This is a genomic window from Mycobacterium sp., assembly GCF_004298145.1.
Lineage (GTDB): Bacteria > Actinomycetota > Actinomycetes > Mycobacteriales > Mycobacteriaceae > Mycobacterium.
This window is the reverse complement of the sequence record NZ_SCRH01000023.1, coordinates 44,633-65,007: the sequence shown is the minus strand read 5'-3', so window position 1 is coordinate 65,007 and position 20,375 is coordinate 44,633. Positions and strand designations below refer to the sequence as shown.

Sequence of the window (20,375 nt, the reverse complement as noted above, 5' to 3'; positions counted from 1 at the left end):
GGAACGCGGAACGGCAATTGTTCCATGTGCTATGTTCCAGGGATGAGCGCCGGCGTCGATGCGGATGTTGTCGTCCTGCGCGCGGACGCGACGGCCGCCGAGCGTGCGCGACCATCCGGAAAGGTCTGGCTTTGGGCCGCTTTGGGCCTTGCGCTGGTGGGGCTCGCGGTGACCTGCTGGACCAGGTGGTTGCTGTCCCCGCAGGCCACGCCCGTCGACCCCGGGCCCGATCCGTACGCGTTCGGCTGGGTCATTCGGCTGACCGAGGTGATCAGCCTTTCGGTGTTCGCAGGACTGCTCTGGTGCACACTGCTGCGGCCGGCGTACCGTCGGCGGACCGTCACCCTGGACGGAAAGCTGTTTCTCGGCGGACTGTTCGCGTCGGTTCTCGACGTTCTGTGCCAGATGTTCAACCCCACGTGGGCGATGAACGCTCATTCGCTCAACCTGGGCACCTGGGCCGGGCAGTTCCCGGGGTTCGCGGCGCCGCAGGCCGATCGATGGGCGTGGAGTCTGGGCTGGTGCATGCCGGCCTACATCTGGCTGGGAGTGGGCGCCGCCATCGTGGGATGCGCCTACCTGGACTGGTTGCGCGGGCAGTTCCGGCGACTGCCCTCGGTCGTGCTGTACGCCGTCGTGCTACTGACTTTCATGGTGGTCTTCGGATGCCTGGCGACCGTATGGAACCGAACCGGTGTCTACACCTACGTGTCTTCACCGAACGCTTTGACCCTGTGGGCCGGCACCACCCATCGGTTACCGCTGACTGAGTTGCTGTTCATTTCGTCCTATTGCTTGATGTTCACCTGGCTGCGCGACGGACGCGATGCGAACGGTCGTTGCGCGGTGGACCGCGACGTCGACGCGTTGACCGTGGGGGCCGGGGCCAAGACGCTGTTGTCCACCCTGGCGGTGTGCGGATGGGCGGGTTTCACCACCTTGGCGGCCTACCAGATACCCAACGACTGGGTGGGGATGACCGGCGGCGTGAACAGCATCCCGGTGCTGCCGTCGTATCAGCAGGGCAGCATTTACTGTGGTCAGCCCGGAAAGCCGCTGTGCCCCAACCAGTATTTGAATCAGCTCAAACATGCCCAGGGCAGCGCCGCGACCGGAGGCGGTTAGATGGTCGCCATGCTCACCGACAATGGGGAACCCGCACTGCTGGATCGGGTGATCGTTGCCGCCCGCCGCTGCTTCGCCCGTTATGGCGTGGACCGGACCACGATGCAGGACATCGCCAAGGAATCGGGTATCGGGCGCACGGGCGTCTACCGGCTCGGCCTGACCCGTCGCGAGATCACCGAAGCCGCCATCGTCACCAGGCTGCGCGAACTGGGGGAGGGCATCAGGCCGATCGCCGACCGCGACGCCCCCTTCGACGAGCTGTTGCTGGAGACCTCGATCGCCACGGTGGACGCCGCGCGCTCCGATGCGGAATTGGGCCACCTGCTGGACACCACCACGACCGTTTCCCTGCACCGATTGATCACCGGCCATGAATCCTCCATGCAGGGCATCGTTTTAGACGTGCTCGGCCCGATGTTGCGGCGGGCCCGCGTGCGCGGCGAGATCCGGCCTGAGGTCAGCGACGACCGGGTAGTCGAGTGGCTGCGTGGGGTCTATTTGATGTTGATCCTGCGCGAGGACCTTGACGCCAAGGCCGAGAGGGCGCTCGTCACCGACTTCGTACTGCCCTCACTGGTGGTCAGCACAAAATCCGAGAGAAAGAGAGCGAAGAGATGACAGCCAACGCCGAGAACGGACTCGCGGATCACGGACCGGTCTTCATCGTCGGTGCCGGACCGTCCGGCCTCACCGCAGCGTACCGGCTTCGGGCCCAAGGCATTCCGGCTGTCATTTTCGAGAAACGCGACCGCACCGGCGGCATGATCCACACCCACCGCGAACAGGGGTACCTCATGGAGGAAGGCGCCACCATTTTGCCGAGCGCCTACGAGCCGGTGGTCAAGCTCGCCCATGAGATCGGTAGCGGTCCAGACCTGATTCCGGCCGGGTCGATCATCGGCTTCGCGCGCGACAACACCATCCACAACCTGCGCTCGGACCATCTGTTTCTCGACGTCCTCAAGACGCCGCTGGTGTCGCTGAAGTCCAAGGCGCTGATGGCCCGATTCGGGGTCGACGCGACCCGCGCCAGCAAGCTCCTGAACTACGAAGACCTCTCTCGCGCTTCAGCATTCGACACGATGACGCCGCGCGAATACTGCTCATTGCATCTCGGGCTGTCCGGGGAGGTTTACGACTACGTCATCAATTCGACGGTGCGCGGCGTGCTGGGTGTGCGCGGCGACGCCATCTCCAACCTCGAGCTGTTCTTCATGCTCTACAACATCCTCGGCAGCAAGCTCTATGCCTTCCGCGAGGGATATTCGACCTACGTCGACCGTCTGTCCGAGGGCATGGACATCCGGTTGGGCGCCACGGTACAGGAGATCCGGGAGGACGCCGACGGGGTGAGGGTCACCTGGACGGGCGCGGACGGCGTCACCCACACCGAATCCGGTGCGGGCGCGGTGATCACCGCCCGTGGCGATACCATCCCCGATCTGGCACCCGGCCATTTCGCTGCGGCCTCGGAGGCCTTCCTGCGCAGCCTGCGGTACACCAAGTGCGTCGTGATGAACACCGGCGTCACCCGTAAGCCCAAGGGCATCGCGGCTTCCGTGATCAACATTCCGGAACCCGTTGATCCCGACTTGATGGGCTTCACCTGCGAGCACAACAAGGCGCCGGGCCGCGCACCGGAGGGCCACGGTCTGCTCGACATCCTGACGATGACCGAATTCGCCGAACAGATCATCGACGAGGATGACGACACCATCCGCACCCAAATCCTGCGTCGGATGGAGAAAGTGATCCCCGGCCTGAGCGACACGGTGGACTACACGCGAATCGCCCGGTGGAACGAGGTGATCGTCTACAGCAGACCGGGGCTATACAAGGAGCTCGGGCAGTTCCAGGCCCGGCAGGCGGCTATCAGCTCGCGTATCCAGCTGGCCGGGGTGTTCCGTTCGTCATCGAACATGTGCACCGCTACGGTGTCGGGCGAGCGTGCCGCGGCGGAGCTGGTGAGCCAGCTGCGTGCACCTCGCCGGCGCTTCGTCGCGGTTTAGCCGGGTTGGCCTCTGACAGTGGAGTGTTACGAAAGCCGGAATCGCTGACACGAATCAGTGCCGCAGTGAATCAGTCTTATCGGGCGCCAAGGTTTCCACGATGCCGGAAAATGCGTCGGTCGCATCTTGCATGGTCAACGGTGGTACGTAGGGGGTGTGCAGGAGCATCAGATCGACGTGCCCGTGGTACTCCTGAAGCTTGTGCCTGGCCTCTTCGGGGGTGCCCGTGATGGAAAGTTTGTCGACCAAGCGATCGCTGGTATGCGCGAAAGCTTCTGGCCCCTCAACTTTGAACCTGGCGCGTAAGTCTTCGACTTCGTCGAGCAATCCGTAGCCGGCTAACAGCGCATTGGTGATTGGGTGCACCGCATAGAACCCGACTTGCCTGCGGGCGCGCGCGAACGCTAATCGGCGATCGGTCGATATCGAGCAGACCATTTCGACGCAGATCTCCACGTCGGCCTTGGTCCGCCCAGCTTTGGCAGCACCTTTCTCCAGATTCGTCCGTACGAAGGAGTCGAGTAGCTCCGGGGTGTAGAAGTATCCGATCCAGCCGTCGGCGCGGCTACCGCACAACCGGATCATCTGCGGCCCCATGGCCGCGAGGTACACCGGAACTTGCGGTCGGATCAGTTCCCTTTCCCCCCAGGGGTTTACCGGTGGGGGGGAAAACCGAAAATGCTCACCCTCGAACCTTCGCCCGTGTCCCGTGGCCAGGTAGTCCCAGGATCGACGCAGTACATCGATGTACTCTCGCATCCGAGCGATTGGCGCATCCCCGTTGCTGTTGTGGAAGGCGCGCAGCGCCTCGGGAGCACCCGTGCCGATACCAAGCGTCATTCGCCCTCGAGACATGTCGTCAAGGTCCAGCGCCGAGTTGGCAAGGTCGAAGGGACTGCGGGCGAAGGCGCCGATGATGCCGGTGCCCACGCGTGAGCGTTCGGTGGCCATCGCCGCAGCGGCCGCAACCAGGAGAGGGTTACGAAGAACCTCGTACGACCACTGCGCATCGAAACCCGCGGTATCGGCCATGGCGGCGAGGTGTGCAACGTCGGCCATCGACCCCACTCGACTAGGAAGTGTCACCCCAAGTTTCAACTTTCACCGGCCTTCCCGCGCACATCATTGGCGTTTAACGATCGTTATCGTATCCTGAGCGCACCGGCTCACGGTCGGTAACGCTCGGCGAGTGCGGCCCGCCACGCGCGTGCGTCGGCCAGAAAGTCGTACCCCTCCCAGTCCAGGGTCCAACGGAATGCCAGGCCGAGACATTGCGAGACGAATTGCTGGGCCTCGTGATCGATGTCGAGATCTTGGCGGATCGTTTTGTCGCGCTTGCCTACCCGCAGTGACTGCTTCATGTTGGCCTCGTAGTCGGCGAACCATTCCCGAAAAGCAGCGCGCAGCGCCAGGCGTTGTGCGCCGGTCTCGAAGGCCAGCACGAAGAAGGCCCGCGCCACCATCTCGTCGCTTTCGACGAACGCAATGAACTGGTCAACTTGCAACAAGATCTGCCCGAGTCCGGTGCGATCCGGGTCGACCGGGGGTGTAACCCTTTGGCGCAGTTCAATATCGAAGAGAACCTGAAGAAGTCCTTCTTTGGAGCCGTACCGGCGGCGAACCATCGCCCGGCTGTAGCCGGCTCGTTCACCGATCTGCGCCGCAGTCGTGCGGTCATATCCTTGCTCGGCGAACAACTCGACGGCGGCCGGGAGAAGCCGCCGAGTCGATTCGGCGACCCGTTCGCGCTGCGTGCGCGCCGGACGTCGCGAATCCGCAACCCGCTGCTTTGACGATGCGTCGACAGTCATCCCGCGGATTCTACAAATTTATGTGCGTGAGCGCACATAAAAGTGCTACCGTCGGGGCCGCTGCATGTTATGTGCGTAACCGCACGCAACACGCGGTGCGGCCGACGAAGGAGATCCTGTGCTATGACCCGCGCCGATGCGTCTGCGCCAGAAACGGCCCCAGAAGCGGCAGTGGCCTCGCGCGCACCGTTTGAATCCGATCTTTTCTGCACGCTGGATGACGAGCCGAGGCTGATCGCATCCCGATGCGAATCATGCTCCGAAATAACCTTTCCCGAACAGTCGTCCTGCCCGCGGTGCGCGTCGCAGTCGGTCGCGCGTGAACCGGTGGGGCCGCACGGTGTCTTGTGGACCTGGACAGTGCAGACGTTCGCCCCAAAGCCGCCGTTCCTGGCCACCGACTCGTTCGAACCGTTCGGGGTCGGGTATGTCGAACTGCCCGGCCAACTCCGGGTGGAGGCACGGCTCACCGAGTCCGACCCCGCCCGGTTGCGGATCGGACTGCCGATGAAGCTCACATTCGTCGAGTTGCCCGGCCACCCCGATCGCACCACCTTCGCGTTCGAGCCGGCGGAGGGACAGCCGTGACTTGCGACGTAGCCATCGTCGGTGTCGGAAAGACATCCTTTGGCCGACACGAGGATTCGACGGGTCTGCGCCTGGGCGTCGAGGCCGCCCGCGCGGCGCTTCAAGACGCGGGCCTGCAGTGGGCCGATGTCCAGGTCGCCGTCGGCGGGTCAATGTCGGCCGGCAACGCCGACGCGTCTGTTTCCGCCTTGGGGCTCACCGGGCTTCCGTTCATCAACGTCTTCAACGGATGTGCGACCGGCGGAAGCGCGCTGACTACCGCAAGCGCGATGATCACATCGGGGGAAGCCGATGTGGCCCTGGCGGTGGGCTTCGACAAACACCCACGCGGTGCCTTCGACCTCGACCCGCAAGATTGGGGTCTGGGGGAGTGGTACGGGCACAACGGCCTCATGGTCGCCCCGCAGTACTTCGCCATGAAGATTCGGCGTTACATGCACGACCACGGCATCACGGACCGGTCGCTCGCGCTGGTCGCCGCGAAGGCGTTCCGCAACGGGTCGCTGACCCCGACGGCCTGGCGGCGCACCGCGCTCTCGGCCGACGACGTGGCGGCAGCACCGGTGGTCTGCCCGCCGCTGACCCAGTTCATGTTCTGCGCGCCCGGCGCCGGAGCGGCCGCGGTGGTGCTCGCGTCTCGCGAGCGGGCGAAAACAATTACCAAACTACCGATTTGGCTGCGCTCAGTGGCGCAGCGGACCCGTCAATTCGGCGCATTCACGGTGTTCAGTCCCTCCCTTCCCATCCAGTCCGGCGTCGAAACGACGACCGACGCCGCCCGCGCGGCATTCGCACAGGCCGGTATCGGTCCCGGAGATGTACAGGTCGTGCAGATTCAAGACACTGAATCCGGCGCGGAGATCATCCATCTTGCCGAGGCCGGACTGTGCGAGCACGGAGAACAGGAGCGCCTGCTGCACGACGGCGAGACCGACATCGGCGGCCGGCTTCCGGTCAACACCGACGGCGGCTGCATCGCCAACGGCGAACCGGTCGGAGCATCGGGTCTGCGACAGATCCATGAAATCACCCTGCAACTGCGCGGCGATGCGGGACCGCGTCAGGTTCCGGGTAACCCCGCCGTCGGATTCACCCACGTCTACGGTGCGCCCGGGGTGAGTGCATGCGCGGTATTAAGCCGTTGAACAGGCAACTGATCATTCGTTAGGGAGGCCCCAATGAACCGTCGTGCCCAGCTCATCTGTGTGTGGTCAGGTCCGCTGCTGACCGTGCTGTTCATCATCGGAGCGGTATTGCTCGGGCGATTCATCCCGCCGCTCATCGCTCCCAGCGACTCCGCGCAAATGGTCGCGGCGAAGGTCGCCGACCACGGGACCCGCATTCGCCTTGGTGCGCTGATCACCATCATCAGCATGTCGCTCGTTGCGCCCTGGGGAGTGACGGTCGCCGCGCAAACACGGCGCAAAGAGGGCAATTATCCGATCCTGACCTACGTGCAACTGATGTGCGTGGCGGTCGGAACCACCGTGGTCGTGCTGATGAGCATGTTCTGGGCAATCGTGACATTTCGTCCCGACACCTACTCACCCGAATTCATGCAGTTCGCCAACGACATCGCCTACTTCCTGTTCCTTTTCACCTGGCCGCCGTTCTCGGTGTGGGTGCTCGCGGTCGCGCTCGCGGTATTACTCGATGACAGTGGGGCCCCGGTCTATCCGCGCTGGGTCGCGTACCTGAGCCTGTGGGTCTTCATCCTGTTCATGCCGGCCGGCATGATGGCATTCTTCAAACACGGCGTGTTCGCCTGGAACGGCGTCATGGCGCTCTACATTCCGGTCGGCATCTTCTTCGTCTGGCTGGCGGTCATGACCGTCTACACCATCAAGAACATCAACGCCGGCGCCTACCACGACCCGCGAACCGAGCCAGCCGCCAACCACGGCGGCACTCACCTGGCCGTGAATACGGCGCGCTGAGCCCCGGATCGCTTCGACGCCCAGCACCCGCCTTCGAAAGCCATCCCGGCTGTCTGCGAACGGTCGTTCGGATATTTCACCGAATTCATGGTCGGTACGGCGATAAACCGATGGTCTTATGGCACCATCGGGGCGTACGATCGTTCGCGCCCGCCGTACGGTCGGTGCAATCAACGAACGGTAGGAGACAGCGCATGCCCTCGATCGCCGCCGTCACCGAGATCGGGTCCGCCGTGGCCAGGACGTCGGCCGCCATCGTCTACGAGAAGATCACCCGGCCGCGACCGACCACACTCGACCAGGTGCCACCGTCGCCGTCGGCGCTGACCACCGAATGGCTCACCGCCGCGTTGTGCGCGGGGACGCCGGGTGCCCGGGTGGAAGGATTCACCCTGGGCTCGAAGAACGATGGCACATCCGCCCGCCGAACCCTCGAGGTGACCTACAACGCGGCGGGTGGAGCGGCGGGCCTGCCCACTCACCTGTTCACCAAGTCTTCCCCCACGCTATTGACCCGGCTGGTCACGACCACCGCCAACCTGCTGCCCTCCGAGCACGCGTTTTACAGCGCGATCCGGCGCGAACTCAACATCGAGGCGCCGACCGGTTTCTACGCGGCCTGGGATCCCAGGTCCAACCGTTCGCTGTTCATCATCGACGACGTGACACGGACCCGGGGCGCCAAAACCGATACGATCCTCACCCGTCACTTCAGTAGAGAGCAGGCCGAGGACGCCATCGACCTGCTTGCGACACTGCACGCCGCCTACTGGGACCGGCCCGGCCTGGCGCGCCGCTTCGGCTGGCTGATGGACCCGTACTCATGGCAGCTTCGAATCAACAAGCTGATGATGATGGACCGCAACGCAGTCGTCGGATTCGACCGCTCCGAGCATGTCATGCCGCGTGAGATCTATTTGCGCAAACACGATTTCATCGGAGCGCTGCTTCGCAGCAGACAAATCTCGGCCGACGGTCCGCGCACCATCGTGCATAGCGATGTGCACGCCGGTAACTGGTATCTCACCGGTGACGGACGAGTCGGCCTGTTCGACTGGCAATGCATGCTGCACGGCTTCGGAGCCCAGGACATCGCCTACGCGCTGATCGGCAACCTGACCATCGAACACCGACGCGCATGGGAACGCGACCTCGTGGAGCTCTACCGCGAGCGTCTCCGCGAGCGCGGCGCTACCGACGTGCCCGACTCCGAGACACTCTGGCTGCGCTACCGCCAGATGGTCCCGCACGCAATGTTCATGTGGCTGGGCACTATTGGCGCCAACAAGATGCAGCCGCAGATGCAGAAGCGCGAGATCAGCCTCGCCAACATCGAGCGCTCGGCGCAGGCCTGCGCCGACCTCGACGCTTTCGGCGCGCTCGGCATGTGACCGTCCGACCGGCGGCTATGCGAGCCTTCGGACGATCCCCTGCTCGACCAACCCCCGCCCCACGCCGCCGGTTCCGGTTGTGAGCTCGAGGAACTCGTCGTAGGCACTCATCGTCGGACCGACGCGCTCCCATCCCATCGGGACCCAGAACCCGCCGGTGCGGCGCGTCGCCCGAAGCGTCACGCGCTCACCACCCTCGATGGTGATCTCGGCGGCCGCGAACAGCCCCGAGGCGTCACGGGCGATCTGGGACAGGTCGGTCACCGCGCGGGCCCGGTCGCCGAGCAGGAACCCTTCCGCTCGGGTGGTGCCGTCGGCGTGGGCGAACTTCATCACGGTCAGCAACTCGCCGTCCAGGTCCGCGATGACGCCGATGTACTCGGGAAACATTGCCGACTCGTCGCGGTAGCCCCACGTGCGGTCACGCAAACCAACGCCGTCGACGACGGACTCGGTTCCGCAGACCGTCACGGTTCCGGTGACGATCGCCGCCTGCTGGAAATGCTGCAGCGGTTCGCCGGGGACAAGCTCGGGAATGATCTTGCCGGCCGTGTAGTCCGCCGCGACACCGCGCGGGGCGAGTCGCAGGTCGGCGGAGAGATCTTTGGACCGCACGGTGATCCGGCCATCGAGGTCGAAGTAGATGGATGACGTCTTGTATGAACCCGCCGCGGGATCTTCGGCGACCTCGGCGCTGACGCGGCCAATGGCGATGCTCGCGCGCACCCTGCGCCCCTCCGCGTTCGGCGATGTCGAGGCGTGGACCACACCGTTGATGCCGTTGGTCGCATCCCAGAACGCGAGGTAGGCGTTGTCCTTCCACGGTGGCTTCTCCGGGCCGGGGTCGTCGGTCCGGATGGGGAAGGCCAGCGGCCCCCACTCCGTGGTGAGAGTCTCGGTCATAGTGGCGTCCTTTCTTCACTGCCGGCTGGCTGAGTATCGCCGGTCCCGCGACGAATGCCTGCCCCGGGCGCAGTGTCGACGGTGGGCTCGATCAGACCTGTCGCGGCGCGCTCAGCCGAACGATCCCCGCTGCTTTCGAAAGCAGCATCTTTGTTCGCTTCCCGCGATGGACAATAAGATTATATGCGAACGATAGTTCTTTCGGAGATACGGTATCAGGATTGCTGATGGTGCGACAGAGCATGAACGGTATGTACGAGACTCACGAATGTAGTTAACGTGCGTTAACGGTTTGTAACAGTGATTCCCCACTGTGACCGAGGGGCGCGACTTGCCGAGCGCGTGCCCTCGCGGCCGCAACTTCGGCCGATTCGCCAGCGACGATCTACACTCGGCGCTCATATCGATCGAAGGAGTAAGACGGTGCGCCGGCCCAATGTGCCACCGGTCCTGCACAGCGATCAGCGATGGTTGTTCGAAGTATGGAGTGACCGAGTCGTTAACAACGCGCACCGTTGTTACGGTCGGCGGTTGAGTCGTACCTGACCCCTCAGTACGAGCGTGGCAGGCCGAGTGAATGTTCGGCGACGAAGTTGAGGACCATCTCACGCGAGACGGGTGCGATGAGCAGCAGCCGGGCGAGGAACCAATAGTTGGTGAGGTTGTATTCGCGCGCGACACCGTTGCCGCCGTGGGTCTGGATGGCGTGGTCTAGACAGAACACGCCGGCTTCGGCGGCGGTGAGCTTGGCGATGTTGCTGGCCTCGCCGGCGGCAAGCCCCGCGTCGTAGAGCGCCGCCGCGCGCTGGGTCATCAACGCCGCCGACTCCAATTTGATCTTTCCCTCGGCCAGCGGGTGCGCGATTGCCTGGTGCGCACCGATCGGAGCGTCCCACACCGTGCGGGTGCGCGCGTATGCGGCGGCTTTGTCCAGTGCGTAACGGCCGATGCCGATCGAGACGGCTGCGGAGAGAATTCGTTCCGGATTCAGACCGTCGAACGCTGCCTGCAGCCCGCGGCCCTCCTGTCCGATCAGGCGATCGGCCGGCACCGCGACATTGTCGAAGAACAGCGTGAATTGCTTCTCCGGTTCCTCGAGGGCGGTTTCGATCGGCTGCATGGTCAATCCGGGACTGCGCGGATCCACCATGAGCAGTGTGAGCCGTGCCCTGCCCTTGTGGTCGGTGCCGGTCTTGGTCACGAGCAGAAGCTCATCGCACTCGTCGACCCCGGAGATGTAGTACTTCTGACCGTTGACGACGTATCTGTCCCCCTCTTTGCGCGCGGTCGTGGAGATGTTGTGCGAGTTGGATCCCGCTCCGGGCTCGGTGAGCCCGAACGAGAAACGCATTTGCGCCGAAGCGATTCCGCGCAACCACCGATCTTTCTGCTCCGGCGTGGCATGACGGTTGAGGATGGTGCCGATGATGCCGGGGGAGACCAGCAACCGCAGCAGGGGGCAGCCCGCGGCCGCTGTCTCCTCGAGCACAGCTGTCAACTGCAGCAGCCCTTGTCCCGCACCGCCGTATTCCTCGGGCAGGTGAACACCGAGAAACCCTTGTGTTCCCAACGCATTCCACAGTTCGACCGGGGACCGGCCTTGGTCGTTGACCTTCTTGTAGTAGGTTGGCCCGAATTCGGATGCGATCGCGAACACGGTCTCGCGCAGCATCCGGTCCTCGTCGGAAGGGATGAGGGGTAGCATCGGTGCCGCCTGGGTGCTCGACGAGACTGCGGTCATGTTGGCTTCTCTCTTCCGTAGGTTGCTAGCTGATCTTCACCGGGAGGCTGTGGACGCCGCGTAGGAAATTATCGCGGACATAACCGATTTCACCGATCATTTCGATCGTCGATGTCTCGCGGAGCAATTCTTCGAACAGCAATTTGATCTCCAGCGCGGCGATGTGTCTACCGATGCAGGCGTGTGGTCCCATCCCGAACGAGAGATGGCGGTTGGGATCGCGGGACAGGTCGAACGTACGCGGGTCGTCGATCACCGCAGGGTCGAAATTGGCGCCCGGCAGCAGCATCGCGACCCGATCGCCGGCCGTGATGGGCTGCCCGGCGATCTCGGTGTCCGTCGTCGCCGTCCGACCGATGTGGATGACCGGCGTCGCCCATCGGACGATTTCCTGGATGGCGCTTGCCGGGATGTCGTCGGCGCGTTCGCGCAGCCAGGCCATCTGCTCCGGCTTGCGGATCAGAGCATGTAGCCCGTGCGAGAACGCATTACGGGTGGTGTCGCCCCCTCCGCCGGCGAGTAGCAGCACGAACCCCTGCAGTTCCTCATCATCAAGCGTGTCCTCGTCGCGTGCCTGCACAATCTTCGACATCAAGTCCTCGCCGGGTTGCGTTCGTCGGTGCTCGGCGAGTTCGAGTGCGTACTGCCAGATTCCGGCGACTGCCCCCAGCGCCGCCTCCGGCGAGGGAGCGTAGTCGGGATCGGTCGGCACCGCATACGCGTTCACCCAGGACAAGAACGTCCGCCGATCCTTTTCCGGAACTCCCATCAGCTCACAGATCGCGTTGAGCGGCATCTCCACCGCGATCTCCTCGACGAAGTTGAATGTCCCTTTCGCCAAGGCTTTTTGGACAATCCGCCGACACATCACCCGGAACTCGGCTTCGAAGCGTTTGACGACATTAGGGGTAAACGCCTTGCTCACCACGCGCCGATTGCGCACGTGGTCTTCCCCGTCCAAGCCGATCATGGCGGGTTTGCCACCCAATTCGACCTCGAACGGTGTCCACAACCGCGCGGTGAGGCCGCGCCTGGACGAGAATGCGGCCGGGTCGCGGGAAACCTGTTGGATGTCCTCTTCGCGGGTGAGTACCCAGATCTCGTCGACCATCATCGGGTCGTCCAACCGGTGCCGATAGCAGGGTGCTTGCTCGCGCATGCGGTCCATCGCGTCCAGCGGCAGCCCGTTCTGCGCGGGGTCGCCTTTGGCGTACACCTCGGGACTCAGGACGTCGAAGGTCATGCCGACCGCTCCAGCACGCGGTCCCAACCGATCATGAGTCCGGTGGGGGCACGGAAGGGCAGATTCTCTCTGTCCCAATCGACCTCGCCTGCCAGCCGAAGCCCTTCCAGGCGGCCGACGAGGGCCTCGAGCGCGACCTCGAGCGTCGCCTGTGCCAGGTGGCGGCCCACGCACTTGTGCGGACCTTCGCTGAACGTCAGGTGATTTTTGGGTTCGGTGCGGGTGATGTCGAACCGGTCAGCGTGCGGGCACCACGATTCGTCATGGTTGGCGGCTGCCAGGTACACCACGATCGGCGTGTCGGCTGGAATGGTTCGACCGCCCAGCTGCATCTCGTGGTCGAAGATCCGGTGGGTTGCCTGCGTCGGGCCGCAGTACCGCAGCACCTCGTCGACCGTCTGCGGCACCAACGACAAATCGTTTCGTAGCTGTTGGAGTTGGTCGGGGTGCTGCAGCAACGTCAGGATCGCGGTGCACATCGTGTTGGCCGTGGTCTCGTGGCCGCCGCCGTACAGTCCCCAGGCGTTTGCGATCAGCTCATCCTCTGTCAGGTCACCCGCATCGGCTTCCTCGATGAGCATGCTGAGCAGATCGTCGCCCATGTTCTGGCGACGCTCGACGATCATGTCTGCGAAGTACTCGGTCAACCCACCGATGCTGGCGTTGGCCTGGGCCAGCTGTTCGTCGGTCATGGGCAGGAACTGGATCGCCAGCTTGAAATGCCTGAGCAGGCCGTCGATGTTGTGCTCGTCCTCCGCGGAGACGTCCAGCATCCGGCTGATGATCGACAGCGGCAGCGGCATGGCGAACGCGTCCATGAGGTCGGTCGTGCCCTGATCCGGGAAACGGTCCAGCAGGTCATGGGCGGTGGCGAGCATCTGGTCGCGCATGCCGTTGACCCGTGCGGGGGTGAAGAGCTTGTTGAAGCTCCGGCGAACCCGTTTGTGCTCCTCGCCGCCTTTCATCAACGCGAAGTCACGCAGTCCCCGGCAGTAGGGCTCGTCGGTGACGTCGCGGCCCATTCGGGCGTGCTGGAACTCCACGAACCGCAGGTCTCCGCCGGGTTCGCGCAGCGTGGTCACCGCCTCCGGGTGGCTCATCACGAACCACCAACCGAACATCTCCTCAAAGTGCACTGGATCGGCCTCACGCACTTCGCGGTAGATGGGGTAGGGATCCTCCACCAGCCGCGGGTCGAGCGGGTTGAAGACCACTGGTGCGACGTCGGTTTCGGAGTCCATACCCTGATGGTGGCGCCGCGCGTGCCACGTGTCTTGTGTCCAGCGGGACAATTTGAACACCCCGAATGTGCTCCGCGGTCTCGCTTAGGTCGTGCCGAAGACCTCGGCGAGCATCAACGCAAGCTGCAGCTGAAGCCGGTGTTCGTCGATCGGGTGACCGAGCAGTTGCTCGATGCGCTCAATCCGGTGGCGAATGGTGTTCTTGTGAGTTCCGAGCTCGCGGGCCGCGGCGCTGGCGCTGCCCGAGCGCAAATACGTCAGTGCGGTGGCGCGCAGCGCATCGAGTCCCGGTCCATCGGCGGCCAGCCCGCCCAACTCGTGAGCGATGAGCGCCCGCATCGCCCGCTCATCGTGAGACAACAGCGAGACGACCTCCACGTCGTCATAGCGCGTGCACGCCGGCCGCCGCGGATCGGCCAGCCCGATACGCCGCGCGGCCAGCGCCTCGAGATGGCTCTGGCGAAATCCAATCACGTCGCGACCGCTCCGGCCGATCGCCACACGATCATGCCCCGTTATGGGTAACGCATGTCCGACCTCGTGGGCATCGAGCGCGTCGACCAACCCGATCCACGCATAGATTTCCCTCGATCCGGCCGGCACCGTCAGCGCTAACGATGATCCCAGCGCGCGCGCTGCCGTCTGCGCGACCCGTTCGAGCCTGCCGATCACCTCTTCCTGGGGTGCGGCCGCGTCCGCCCACAGGATCATCGCGATGTGGCAGCGTCGCAGCTCAAAGCCGAGTTGTCTACTGGCCCGGTCGGAGTCGACCTCGCCCCCGGCCACGATGGTCCGTACAGTTTCCGATCGTCGAGCGGATGCCCCCTGCAGCCAGCGCCTGCGCTCCTCGTCGTAGGCCGATGATAATTCGTCGAGGAGAAATTCAAGCCAGAGGTTCAGCCGCTCCCACATCAGGGTGAGCACCCGGTTGCGCAAACCCGGGTCGGCGATGAAGCGTTCGGATTCGTCCATCGTGACGTGCCAGAAGAATGACTGCCCAAGGCGGTAGACCTTCAGCAGCACCGCCACATCGAGCCCGCGCCGCGCCAGCGTCCGCGCGAACGCGACTCCCGCCGACGGAATGTGGGCGGACTCCGATCCGCCGGTGGCAAGAAGCTCGAGAAACGAGTTCAAGCTGTCGGACGCCATTGCCAGCAGATCACTTCGCAGCGCGGGATCACACGCAATCTCGGGTACGCCCGTCGTCGCGGTGTCGACGGCCTGGCCGACGAACTCCGTGAGCCGTTCCGGGTCGGCCGAGGCAACGAACCAGTTGATCCACTCGGCCGGCTCGGTGGGAATCATCGATCCAGTAGGCGCGGTCACCCACGGACGTCGCGCGTTCATATTCGGGCTCCCTTCCTGCTGTCTGACCGTCGGCTGATGGCTTGACTTTGGGTTGTTCCCAAGCGATCGCGTTTTTCGCACGTTTGGTCTCACATCCGATCGCAAGTCTATTCCTCTGCGTCGAACGTGTTCCCGATCCTGTCGTACGGCATTTGGGCGGCGCCTGAAGAACGTACGTTCACAGATCGCGCTGATGACTGTTAAGGTCTGGCGGGAAAAGCGGTTTGGAACGCATAACGCAACGAGACCGCGCTGGCACATCCCGGTGTCCAGATTCAACGTGAACGCTCGATCAGCCGGAGGAGGATCCATGTCGGTGCCCGGGTACCTTCGCGGCCATGGTGCTCGCCGAGCTTGGCGCACACGTCATCCGTGTGCGCCGCCATGGCGAGAAAAGCCCAGTCCCGCTGACGATTCCGCGATCACCGTGCTCACCAGTCGGGGCTAGTGCATTACATATTCGTCATTGTCCATGCGCTCTCAGGAATCGCCGCTGACGCCGGCGGCGGTGAACTGAGCGCACCCGCTGGGTTAGCTCAGCTCCCAGTTCGGCGAGGTGTTGTCGGGGCGGCCGGCGGCGAACGCGATGTCGACGAGGTCGCGGGCGCGTCTGCGCATCGCGCGGTCGCCGATGAGGCCGGCGGCCCATTGGTGCACGATGCCGACCAGCCCGCTGAAGATCATCGCTCCAAGCCGCCGCACGTCGACACCGCCCGCAATGTGGCCTTCATCGGCCGCCTGCTGTAGGCATGCGACGAGCGCGGTGCTGGGTTCGCGCTCCAGCACGCGACCGCTGTCGCGCCACCCCGAGATCAGCGCACGCCAGACCGGAGCTTCTGCGCCGATGATGCGCATGACCTCGTCGACGATCTTGCGGGCACGCTGATGCGGGTTCGCTACCTCAGCGGCGATGACGGGCCAATCGGCTAGTGACTCGTTGGCGAGCGCGGCCCATAGATCGTCGCGGGTTCCGATCAGGTTGAAGATGGTCATCGGAGCCACGCCGGCGCGCGCGGCGACCTCGGGGATGGTGGGGCTCTCGTCGGGCCGTTCGTGAATAAGATCCCGCGCCGCGCTGATAATGCGTTGAGTTCGTACCCGTTTCCCACGCTCCCGCCCGTTCTCGGGAATGGCAAAGTCCGGTTCGCTCATGCCAGTCTCAAAAGCTTTCAAGGTAGGCCTTTGCCGCCGCGCTGGCGTCGGCAAAGCCGAAAAGGCGTGTCTGATTATGCCATTCGCGCTCGAGTTGGCTCTCGAGTGTGGATTCGGTCGATTGACGCAAGAGTCGCTTCATCATCCGGACCGAGACCTTCGGAAGCTGGGCGAAGTGCGCCGCACGGGCCAGTGCGGCGTCGAGCAGCTCGTGCGGCTCGACCACTGCCTCAACGAGCCCGATCTCAAGGGCTTCGTCAGCCTCGATCGGGCGAACTCGGGTAAGCAGATCGAATGCCTTGGGCCAGCCAACGATCCGGGGCAGCAGCCAGCTCACGCCCATCTCAGGAGAAACACCCAGCGGGACGAAGGCGGGAGCGAACTTGGCCGTCTTCGACGCGATCCGGATGTCATGCAACAGCGCAAGAGCCAGGCCGCCGCCGGCGACTCCTCCGTTGATTGCCGCGATGGTCGGCGTGGTGACGTCGAGGATGCGCATGACCCAACGCCCGAACCCGAGGGTATCGGAGCGACGTTGCACCGCGGAGGGCTGTGGCATCCCCCAATCTCCGCCGAGCGCGCCCTGGTAGCCGTGCTCGTGAAAATTGATTCCTCCCTCGGAGTTGAGGCGACCCAGTACATCCCGATCCGCGCCCACGCAATAGGTAGATCCCACGCCGATTGTCACGATCGCCCGGACACTGTCGTCAGCATCGGCGGTCTCGAACGCAAGCAGCAGATCGCGCATCAGGGTGCCCTGCACCGAGTTGCCGTGCTCAGGACGGTTGAGTTGCGCCACCGCGGTTGTGTCGCGACGCTCAACTCGCACGTCGTGGTCGTCGCCAGTGGGTTCTTCTTGCCTTCTCTCGATCGCCATAGTTAGATGGTAACCTAAATTATATGGGAATATAAACTATCGCGTATGTTCACGGTGTTGAGGAGGAATCGGGACGTGGAGTACCACAGTTGATGTCGGTTACGAAACCCGTTGCCCGCGAATCGCGGAAGGTGCTCTCGCTTGGCGAGTTGCTGCGCGTCCGCGCCGTGGGGCTGCCCGATCGGCTCTACCTGACCGTCAGCGGCCGCGGGTACACGTTCGCGGAACTCGACGCCCGCTCGGACACGGTCGCGGCGGCGTTGCACCGCCACGGCGTGCAAGCCGGTGACCGGGTGGCGCTGCTCACCCCCAACCGGCCGGAAGTGGTCGAGCTGTTCTTCGGGCTGGCCAAGCTCGGCGCAATCCAGGTCCCGCTCAACGCGGCCTTGAAGGGCGAATTCCTTCGCTATCAACTCAACCAATCGCAGGCGTCGGTGATCGTCGTCGACACCGACGGTGCCGCCGCGCTCACCCCCGTCGCAGACGAACTGCCCGAGCTTCGTCTGTGCGTGTTACTCGACGGCGACCATGACGGGGCCGGAGTGGGTGGCATCGCGCAGACCGGCTATGCGGAATTCGCACGGGACACCGCGACACCTCCCGCCGTCAGCGTGGATCCGGCCGCCACCATGACGATCATGTACACCTCGGGCACCACCGGGTTGCCCAAGGGCTGCCTGCTCAGTCACGGCTACTACCAGCGCGCTGCCCGGGCGGTGGGCCGCGGTGTGGAGATGACCGAGCGGGACGTGCTGTTCACCACACTGCCGATGTTCCACGCGGCCGCGATGTTCAGCACCGTCATCGGTGGGCTGGTGTACGCGACGTCAGCGGTGATCGATCCCGCCTTCAGCGCAAGGAATTTCCTCAACCGCGCAGCCGAGACGCAGGCGACGATCGCCTTCGCCGTCGGGGCCATGGGCAATGCGCTGCTGGCGACGCCCCCCGGCGCCGCCGATCGGGCGCACCGACTCAGGACGATGGTCGTCGCTCCGTTTCCGCCCCAGGCGCAGCGGGCGTTTCGTGACCGCTTCGGGATCGAGCCGCATGCGCAGCTGTACGGCCAGACCGAGTGCATGCCGATCACCTGCACACCCCTGTCAAGCATGCGTGATCCCGCTGGCTGCGGGACACCCGCCGAGGACCTGGAACTCGGACTGCTCGACGACGAAGACCGGGCGGTCACGCCTGGCGAAGTCGGCGAGATCGCGGTCCGGCCGAAAGAGCGGTTTGTCATGTTCGACGGTTACTGGAACCAACCGGAAGCCACCCTCGACGCCTTCCGCGACTTGTGGTATCACACAGGCGATTTCGGTCGGCTCCTGCCCAGCGGACAACTGGAGTTCATCGACCGCAAGAAGGACGCGCTGCGCCGGCGCGGGGAGAACATCTCCAGCATGCAGCTCGAAACGGCGATCGGCGCGCATCCGAAGGTGGTCGACGTCGCCGTGCATGCCGTGGCGTCCGAACTGACGGAGGACGACGTCAAGGCGTGCATCGTGCTCGCCGAAGGGGCGACCATCGCCCCCGAGGAACTGTTCGCGTTCTTTTGCGAGCGGGTGCCGTCCTACGCGATACCGCGCTACGTCGAGTTCCTCGACGAGCTTCCGCGCACGGCCGTCGGCCGAATCATGAAATACAAGTTGCGCGACCGACCGCTCGACGAGCGGGTGTGGGACTTCGAACGACTCGGGCTGCGGCTCACCAAATCCATACGGCAACAAGATGAACAACAGACATTAGAGAGGCACACATGACAGGCATCACCCAGGACGTTCTCGGCACCGAACCGGTAATGCGGCTGGTACCTTCCGACGAAGAGAAGATGCTGCGCGACAGCGTGGCCCAGATCGCGCAGAGCTTCGGACACTCATATTTCATGGAGCAGGTGCGCGGTGGCGGGTCCGCGCAGGAACTGTGGAAAGCCCTGGGCGACAGCGGATTCCTCGGCGTATGCCTGCCGACGGAGTACGGTGGCGGCGGGCAGAGCCTGTGGACGCTCATGATCGTGGCCGAGGAACTGGCCGCCGCGGGCTGCCCCATGGTGCCGCTGGTCTTCTCCCAGGCGATTTGCGGTCAGTTGATCGCCAAGTACGGCACCACCCAGCAGAAAGACGCCTGGTTGGAGGGCATCGCCACCGGCACACTGCGGTTCTCGTTTGCGATCACCGAACCCGACGCGGGGTCGAACTCCCACAACATCAGCACCGTTGCGGAAAAAGTGGGGGACCAGTGGGTCCTGCGCGGAACGAAGACGTTCATCTCCGGGGTCGAGAGCGCCGACCAGATCGTGGTGGTCGCGCGCACCGGCCACCGGCCGGACGGGCGGGGACTGCTGTCGCTTTTCGTCGTCGATCCCTACGCCGAAGGGTTGACCCGCCAACATATCCCGACTGCGGTAGACGTTCCCGACCAGCAGTGGACACTGTTCTTTGACGGCGTCACCCTGGGCGCTGACCGGCTCATCGGCAACGAGCACGAGGGCCTGCGCGCGGTGTTCGACGGGCTCAACCCCGAGCGGATCCTCGGCGCGATCCAGACCATCGGCATCGGCCGTTACGCCCTCGACAAGGCGGTGCGCTACGCCCGGGAACGCAACGTGTGGGGGGTGCCGATCGGTGCCCACCAGGCCGTTGCTCACCCGCTTGCCAAGGCGAAGATCGAACTCGAGGCCGCGCGTCTGTTCGTCCAAAAGGCTTGCATGATGTACGACGTCGGGGATCCCGGCGTCGGCGAAGTGGCCAACATGGCGAAATACGCTGCCGCCGAGGCCGGTGTGAATTGCCTCGACCACGCCATCCAGGTGCACGGCGGCAACGGCGTCGCACTCGAATACGGCTTGACCGATATGTACTGGCTGGCACGGATGATCAAATTCGCGCCGGTGTCTCACGAGATGGTGCTGAACTATGTCGCCGAGCACACGCTGGGGCTGCCTCGATCCTACTGAGTCCCACTGAGTCCCACTGAGTCCTACTGGGTCCTACTGAATGCCAAGGGGTCAACG

General features: G+C 64.3%; 18 protein-coding genes. 9 read left to right on the top strand and 9 right to left on the bottom strand.

Going from position 1 to position 20,375, the window contains the following annotated elements:
* Positions 1–42 precede the first annotated feature (42 nt).
* Genes EPN51_RS08530 through EPN51_RS08520 form a run of 3 tightly spaced genes read left to right on the top strand, consistent with a single transcriptional unit; the run spans position 43 to position 3,137 of the window.
* Positions 43–1,125, top strand: a complete 1,083-nt coding sequence (locus EPN51_RS08530; protein ID WP_293040332.1) for a spirocyclase AveC family protein — start codon at positions 43–45, stop codon at positions 1,123–1,125.
* Positions 1,126–1,746, top strand: a complete 621-nt coding sequence (locus EPN51_RS08525) for a TetR/AcrR family transcriptional regulator (RefSeq protein WP_293040329.1) — start codon at positions 1,126–1,128, stop codon at positions 1,744–1,746.
* The gene (locus tag EPN51_RS08520; protein ID WP_293040326.1) at positions 1,743–3,137 is read left to right on the top strand and encodes an NAD(P)/FAD-dependent oxidoreductase; all 1,395 of its coding nucleotides are present in this window, start codon (positions 1,743–1,745) and stop codon (positions 3,135–3,137) included. Before EPN51_RS08525 ends, EPN51_RS08520 begins: the two co-directional genes overlap by 4 nt.
* A gap of 54 nt (positions 3,138–3,191) precedes the next feature.
* On the opposite strand, the gene EPN51_RS08515 is transcribed toward EPN51_RS08520, so the two are convergent.
* The gene (locus EPN51_RS08515; protein ID WP_293040325.1) at positions 3,192–4,223 is read right to left on the bottom strand and encodes an LLM class flavin-dependent oxidoreductase; all 1,032 of its coding nucleotides are present in this window, start codon (positions 4,221–4,223) and stop codon (positions 3,192–3,194) included.
* A gap of 80 nt (positions 4,224–4,303) precedes the next feature.
* On the bottom strand, positions 4,304–4,948 hold the full coding sequence (locus EPN51_RS08510; RefSeq protein WP_293040323.1) for a TetR/AcrR family transcriptional regulator: 645 nt from the start codon (positions 4,946–4,948) through the stop codon (positions 4,304–4,306).
* Between the two features lie 69 nt (positions 4,949–5,017).
* Between EPN51_RS08510 and EPN51_RS08505 the strand changes: the two genes are divergently transcribed.
* From EPN51_RS08505 to EPN51_RS08490, 4 genes are all read left to right on the top strand, one after another.
* Positions 5,018–5,536, top strand: a complete 519-nt coding sequence (locus EPN51_RS08505; RefSeq protein WP_366509409.1) for an OB-fold domain-containing protein — start codon at positions 5,018–5,020, stop codon at positions 5,534–5,536.
* Positions 5,533–6,681 carry a thiolase family protein gene (locus EPN51_RS08500; protein ID WP_293040318.1) on the top strand — a complete coding sequence of 383 codons (1,149 nt, stop codon included), beginning with the start codon at positions 5,533–5,535 and terminating at the stop codon, positions 6,679–6,681. Before EPN51_RS08505 ends, EPN51_RS08500 begins: the two co-directional genes overlap by 4 nt.
* A gap of 33 nt (positions 6,682–6,714) precedes the next feature.
* Positions 6,715–7,473 carry a hypothetical protein gene (locus tag EPN51_RS08495; protein ID WP_293040315.1) on the top strand — a complete coding sequence of 253 codons (759 nt, stop codon included), beginning with the start codon at positions 6,715–6,717 and terminating at the stop codon, positions 7,471–7,473.
* Positions 7,474–7,667: 194 nt separating this feature from the next.
* The gene (locus EPN51_RS08490; protein WP_293040312.1) at positions 7,668–8,864 is read left to right on the top strand and encodes an aminoglycoside phosphotransferase family protein; all 1,197 of its coding nucleotides are present in this window, start codon (positions 7,668–7,670) and stop codon (positions 8,862–8,864) included.
* A gap of 15 nt (positions 8,865–8,879) precedes the next feature.
* Here the strand turns inward: EPN51_RS08490 and EPN51_RS08485 are convergent, their stop codons facing one another.
* From EPN51_RS08485 to EPN51_RS08455, 7 genes are all read right to left on the bottom strand, one after another.
* On the bottom strand, positions 8,880–9,767 hold the full coding sequence (locus EPN51_RS08485) for a hypothetical protein (RefSeq protein WP_293040309.1): 888 nt from the start codon (positions 9,765–9,767) through the stop codon (positions 8,880–8,882).
* Between the two features lie 550 nt (positions 9,768–10,317).
* Positions 10,318–11,508: an acyl-CoA dehydrogenase family protein gene (locus EPN51_RS08480; protein ID WP_293040306.1), complete on the bottom strand. Its 1,191-nt coding sequence runs from the start codon at positions 11,506–11,508 to the stop codon at positions 10,318–10,320.
* Positions 11,509–11,533: 25 nt separating this feature from the next.
* Positions 11,534–12,751, bottom strand: coding sequence for a cytochrome P450 (locus EPN51_RS08475; RefSeq protein ID WP_293040303.1), 1,218 nt, complete (start codon positions 12,749–12,751; stop codon positions 11,534–11,536).
* Positions 12,748–13,992 (bottom strand): cytochrome P450, encoded by a 1,245-nt coding sequence (locus EPN51_RS08470; RefSeq protein ID WP_293040300.1) that lies wholly within the window; start codon positions 13,990–13,992, stop codon positions 12,748–12,750. Before EPN51_RS08470 ends, EPN51_RS08475 begins: the two co-directional genes overlap by 4 nt.
* A gap of 84 nt (positions 13,993–14,076) precedes the next feature.
* Positions 14,077–15,339: a helix-turn-helix domain-containing protein gene (locus tag EPN51_RS08465; protein ID WP_293040297.1), complete on the bottom strand. Its 1,263-nt coding sequence runs from the start codon at positions 15,337–15,339 to the stop codon at positions 14,077–14,079.
* Between the two features lie 531 nt (positions 15,340–15,870).
* Positions 15,871–16,491: a TetR/AcrR family transcriptional regulator gene (locus EPN51_RS08460; RefSeq protein WP_293040294.1), complete on the bottom strand. Its 621-nt coding sequence runs from the start codon at positions 16,489–16,491 to the stop codon at positions 15,871–15,873.
* A gap of 7 nt (positions 16,492–16,498) precedes the next feature.
* Positions 16,499–17,368 carry an enoyl-CoA hydratase-related protein gene (locus EPN51_RS08455; RefSeq protein WP_293040291.1) on the bottom strand — a complete coding sequence of 290 codons (870 nt, stop codon included), beginning with the start codon at positions 17,366–17,368 and terminating at the stop codon, positions 16,499–16,501.
* 92 nt (positions 17,369–17,460) lie between these two features.
* On the opposite strand from EPN51_RS08455, the gene EPN51_RS08450 reads away from it, so the two are divergent.
* Together EPN51_RS08450 and EPN51_RS08445 are read left to right on the top strand one after the other, a co-directional pair.
* Positions 17,461–19,125 (top strand): AMP-binding protein, encoded by a 1,665-nt coding sequence (locus EPN51_RS08450; protein ID WP_293040288.1) that lies wholly within the window; start codon positions 17,461–17,463, stop codon positions 19,123–19,125.
* Between the two features lie 38 nt (positions 19,126–19,163).
* Positions 19,164–20,318: an acyl-CoA dehydrogenase family protein gene (locus EPN51_RS08445; RefSeq protein WP_293040517.1), complete on the top strand. Its 1,155-nt coding sequence runs from the start codon at positions 19,164–19,166 to the stop codon at positions 20,316–20,318.
* The last annotated feature ends 57 nt before the right edge of the window (positions 20,319–20,375 follow it).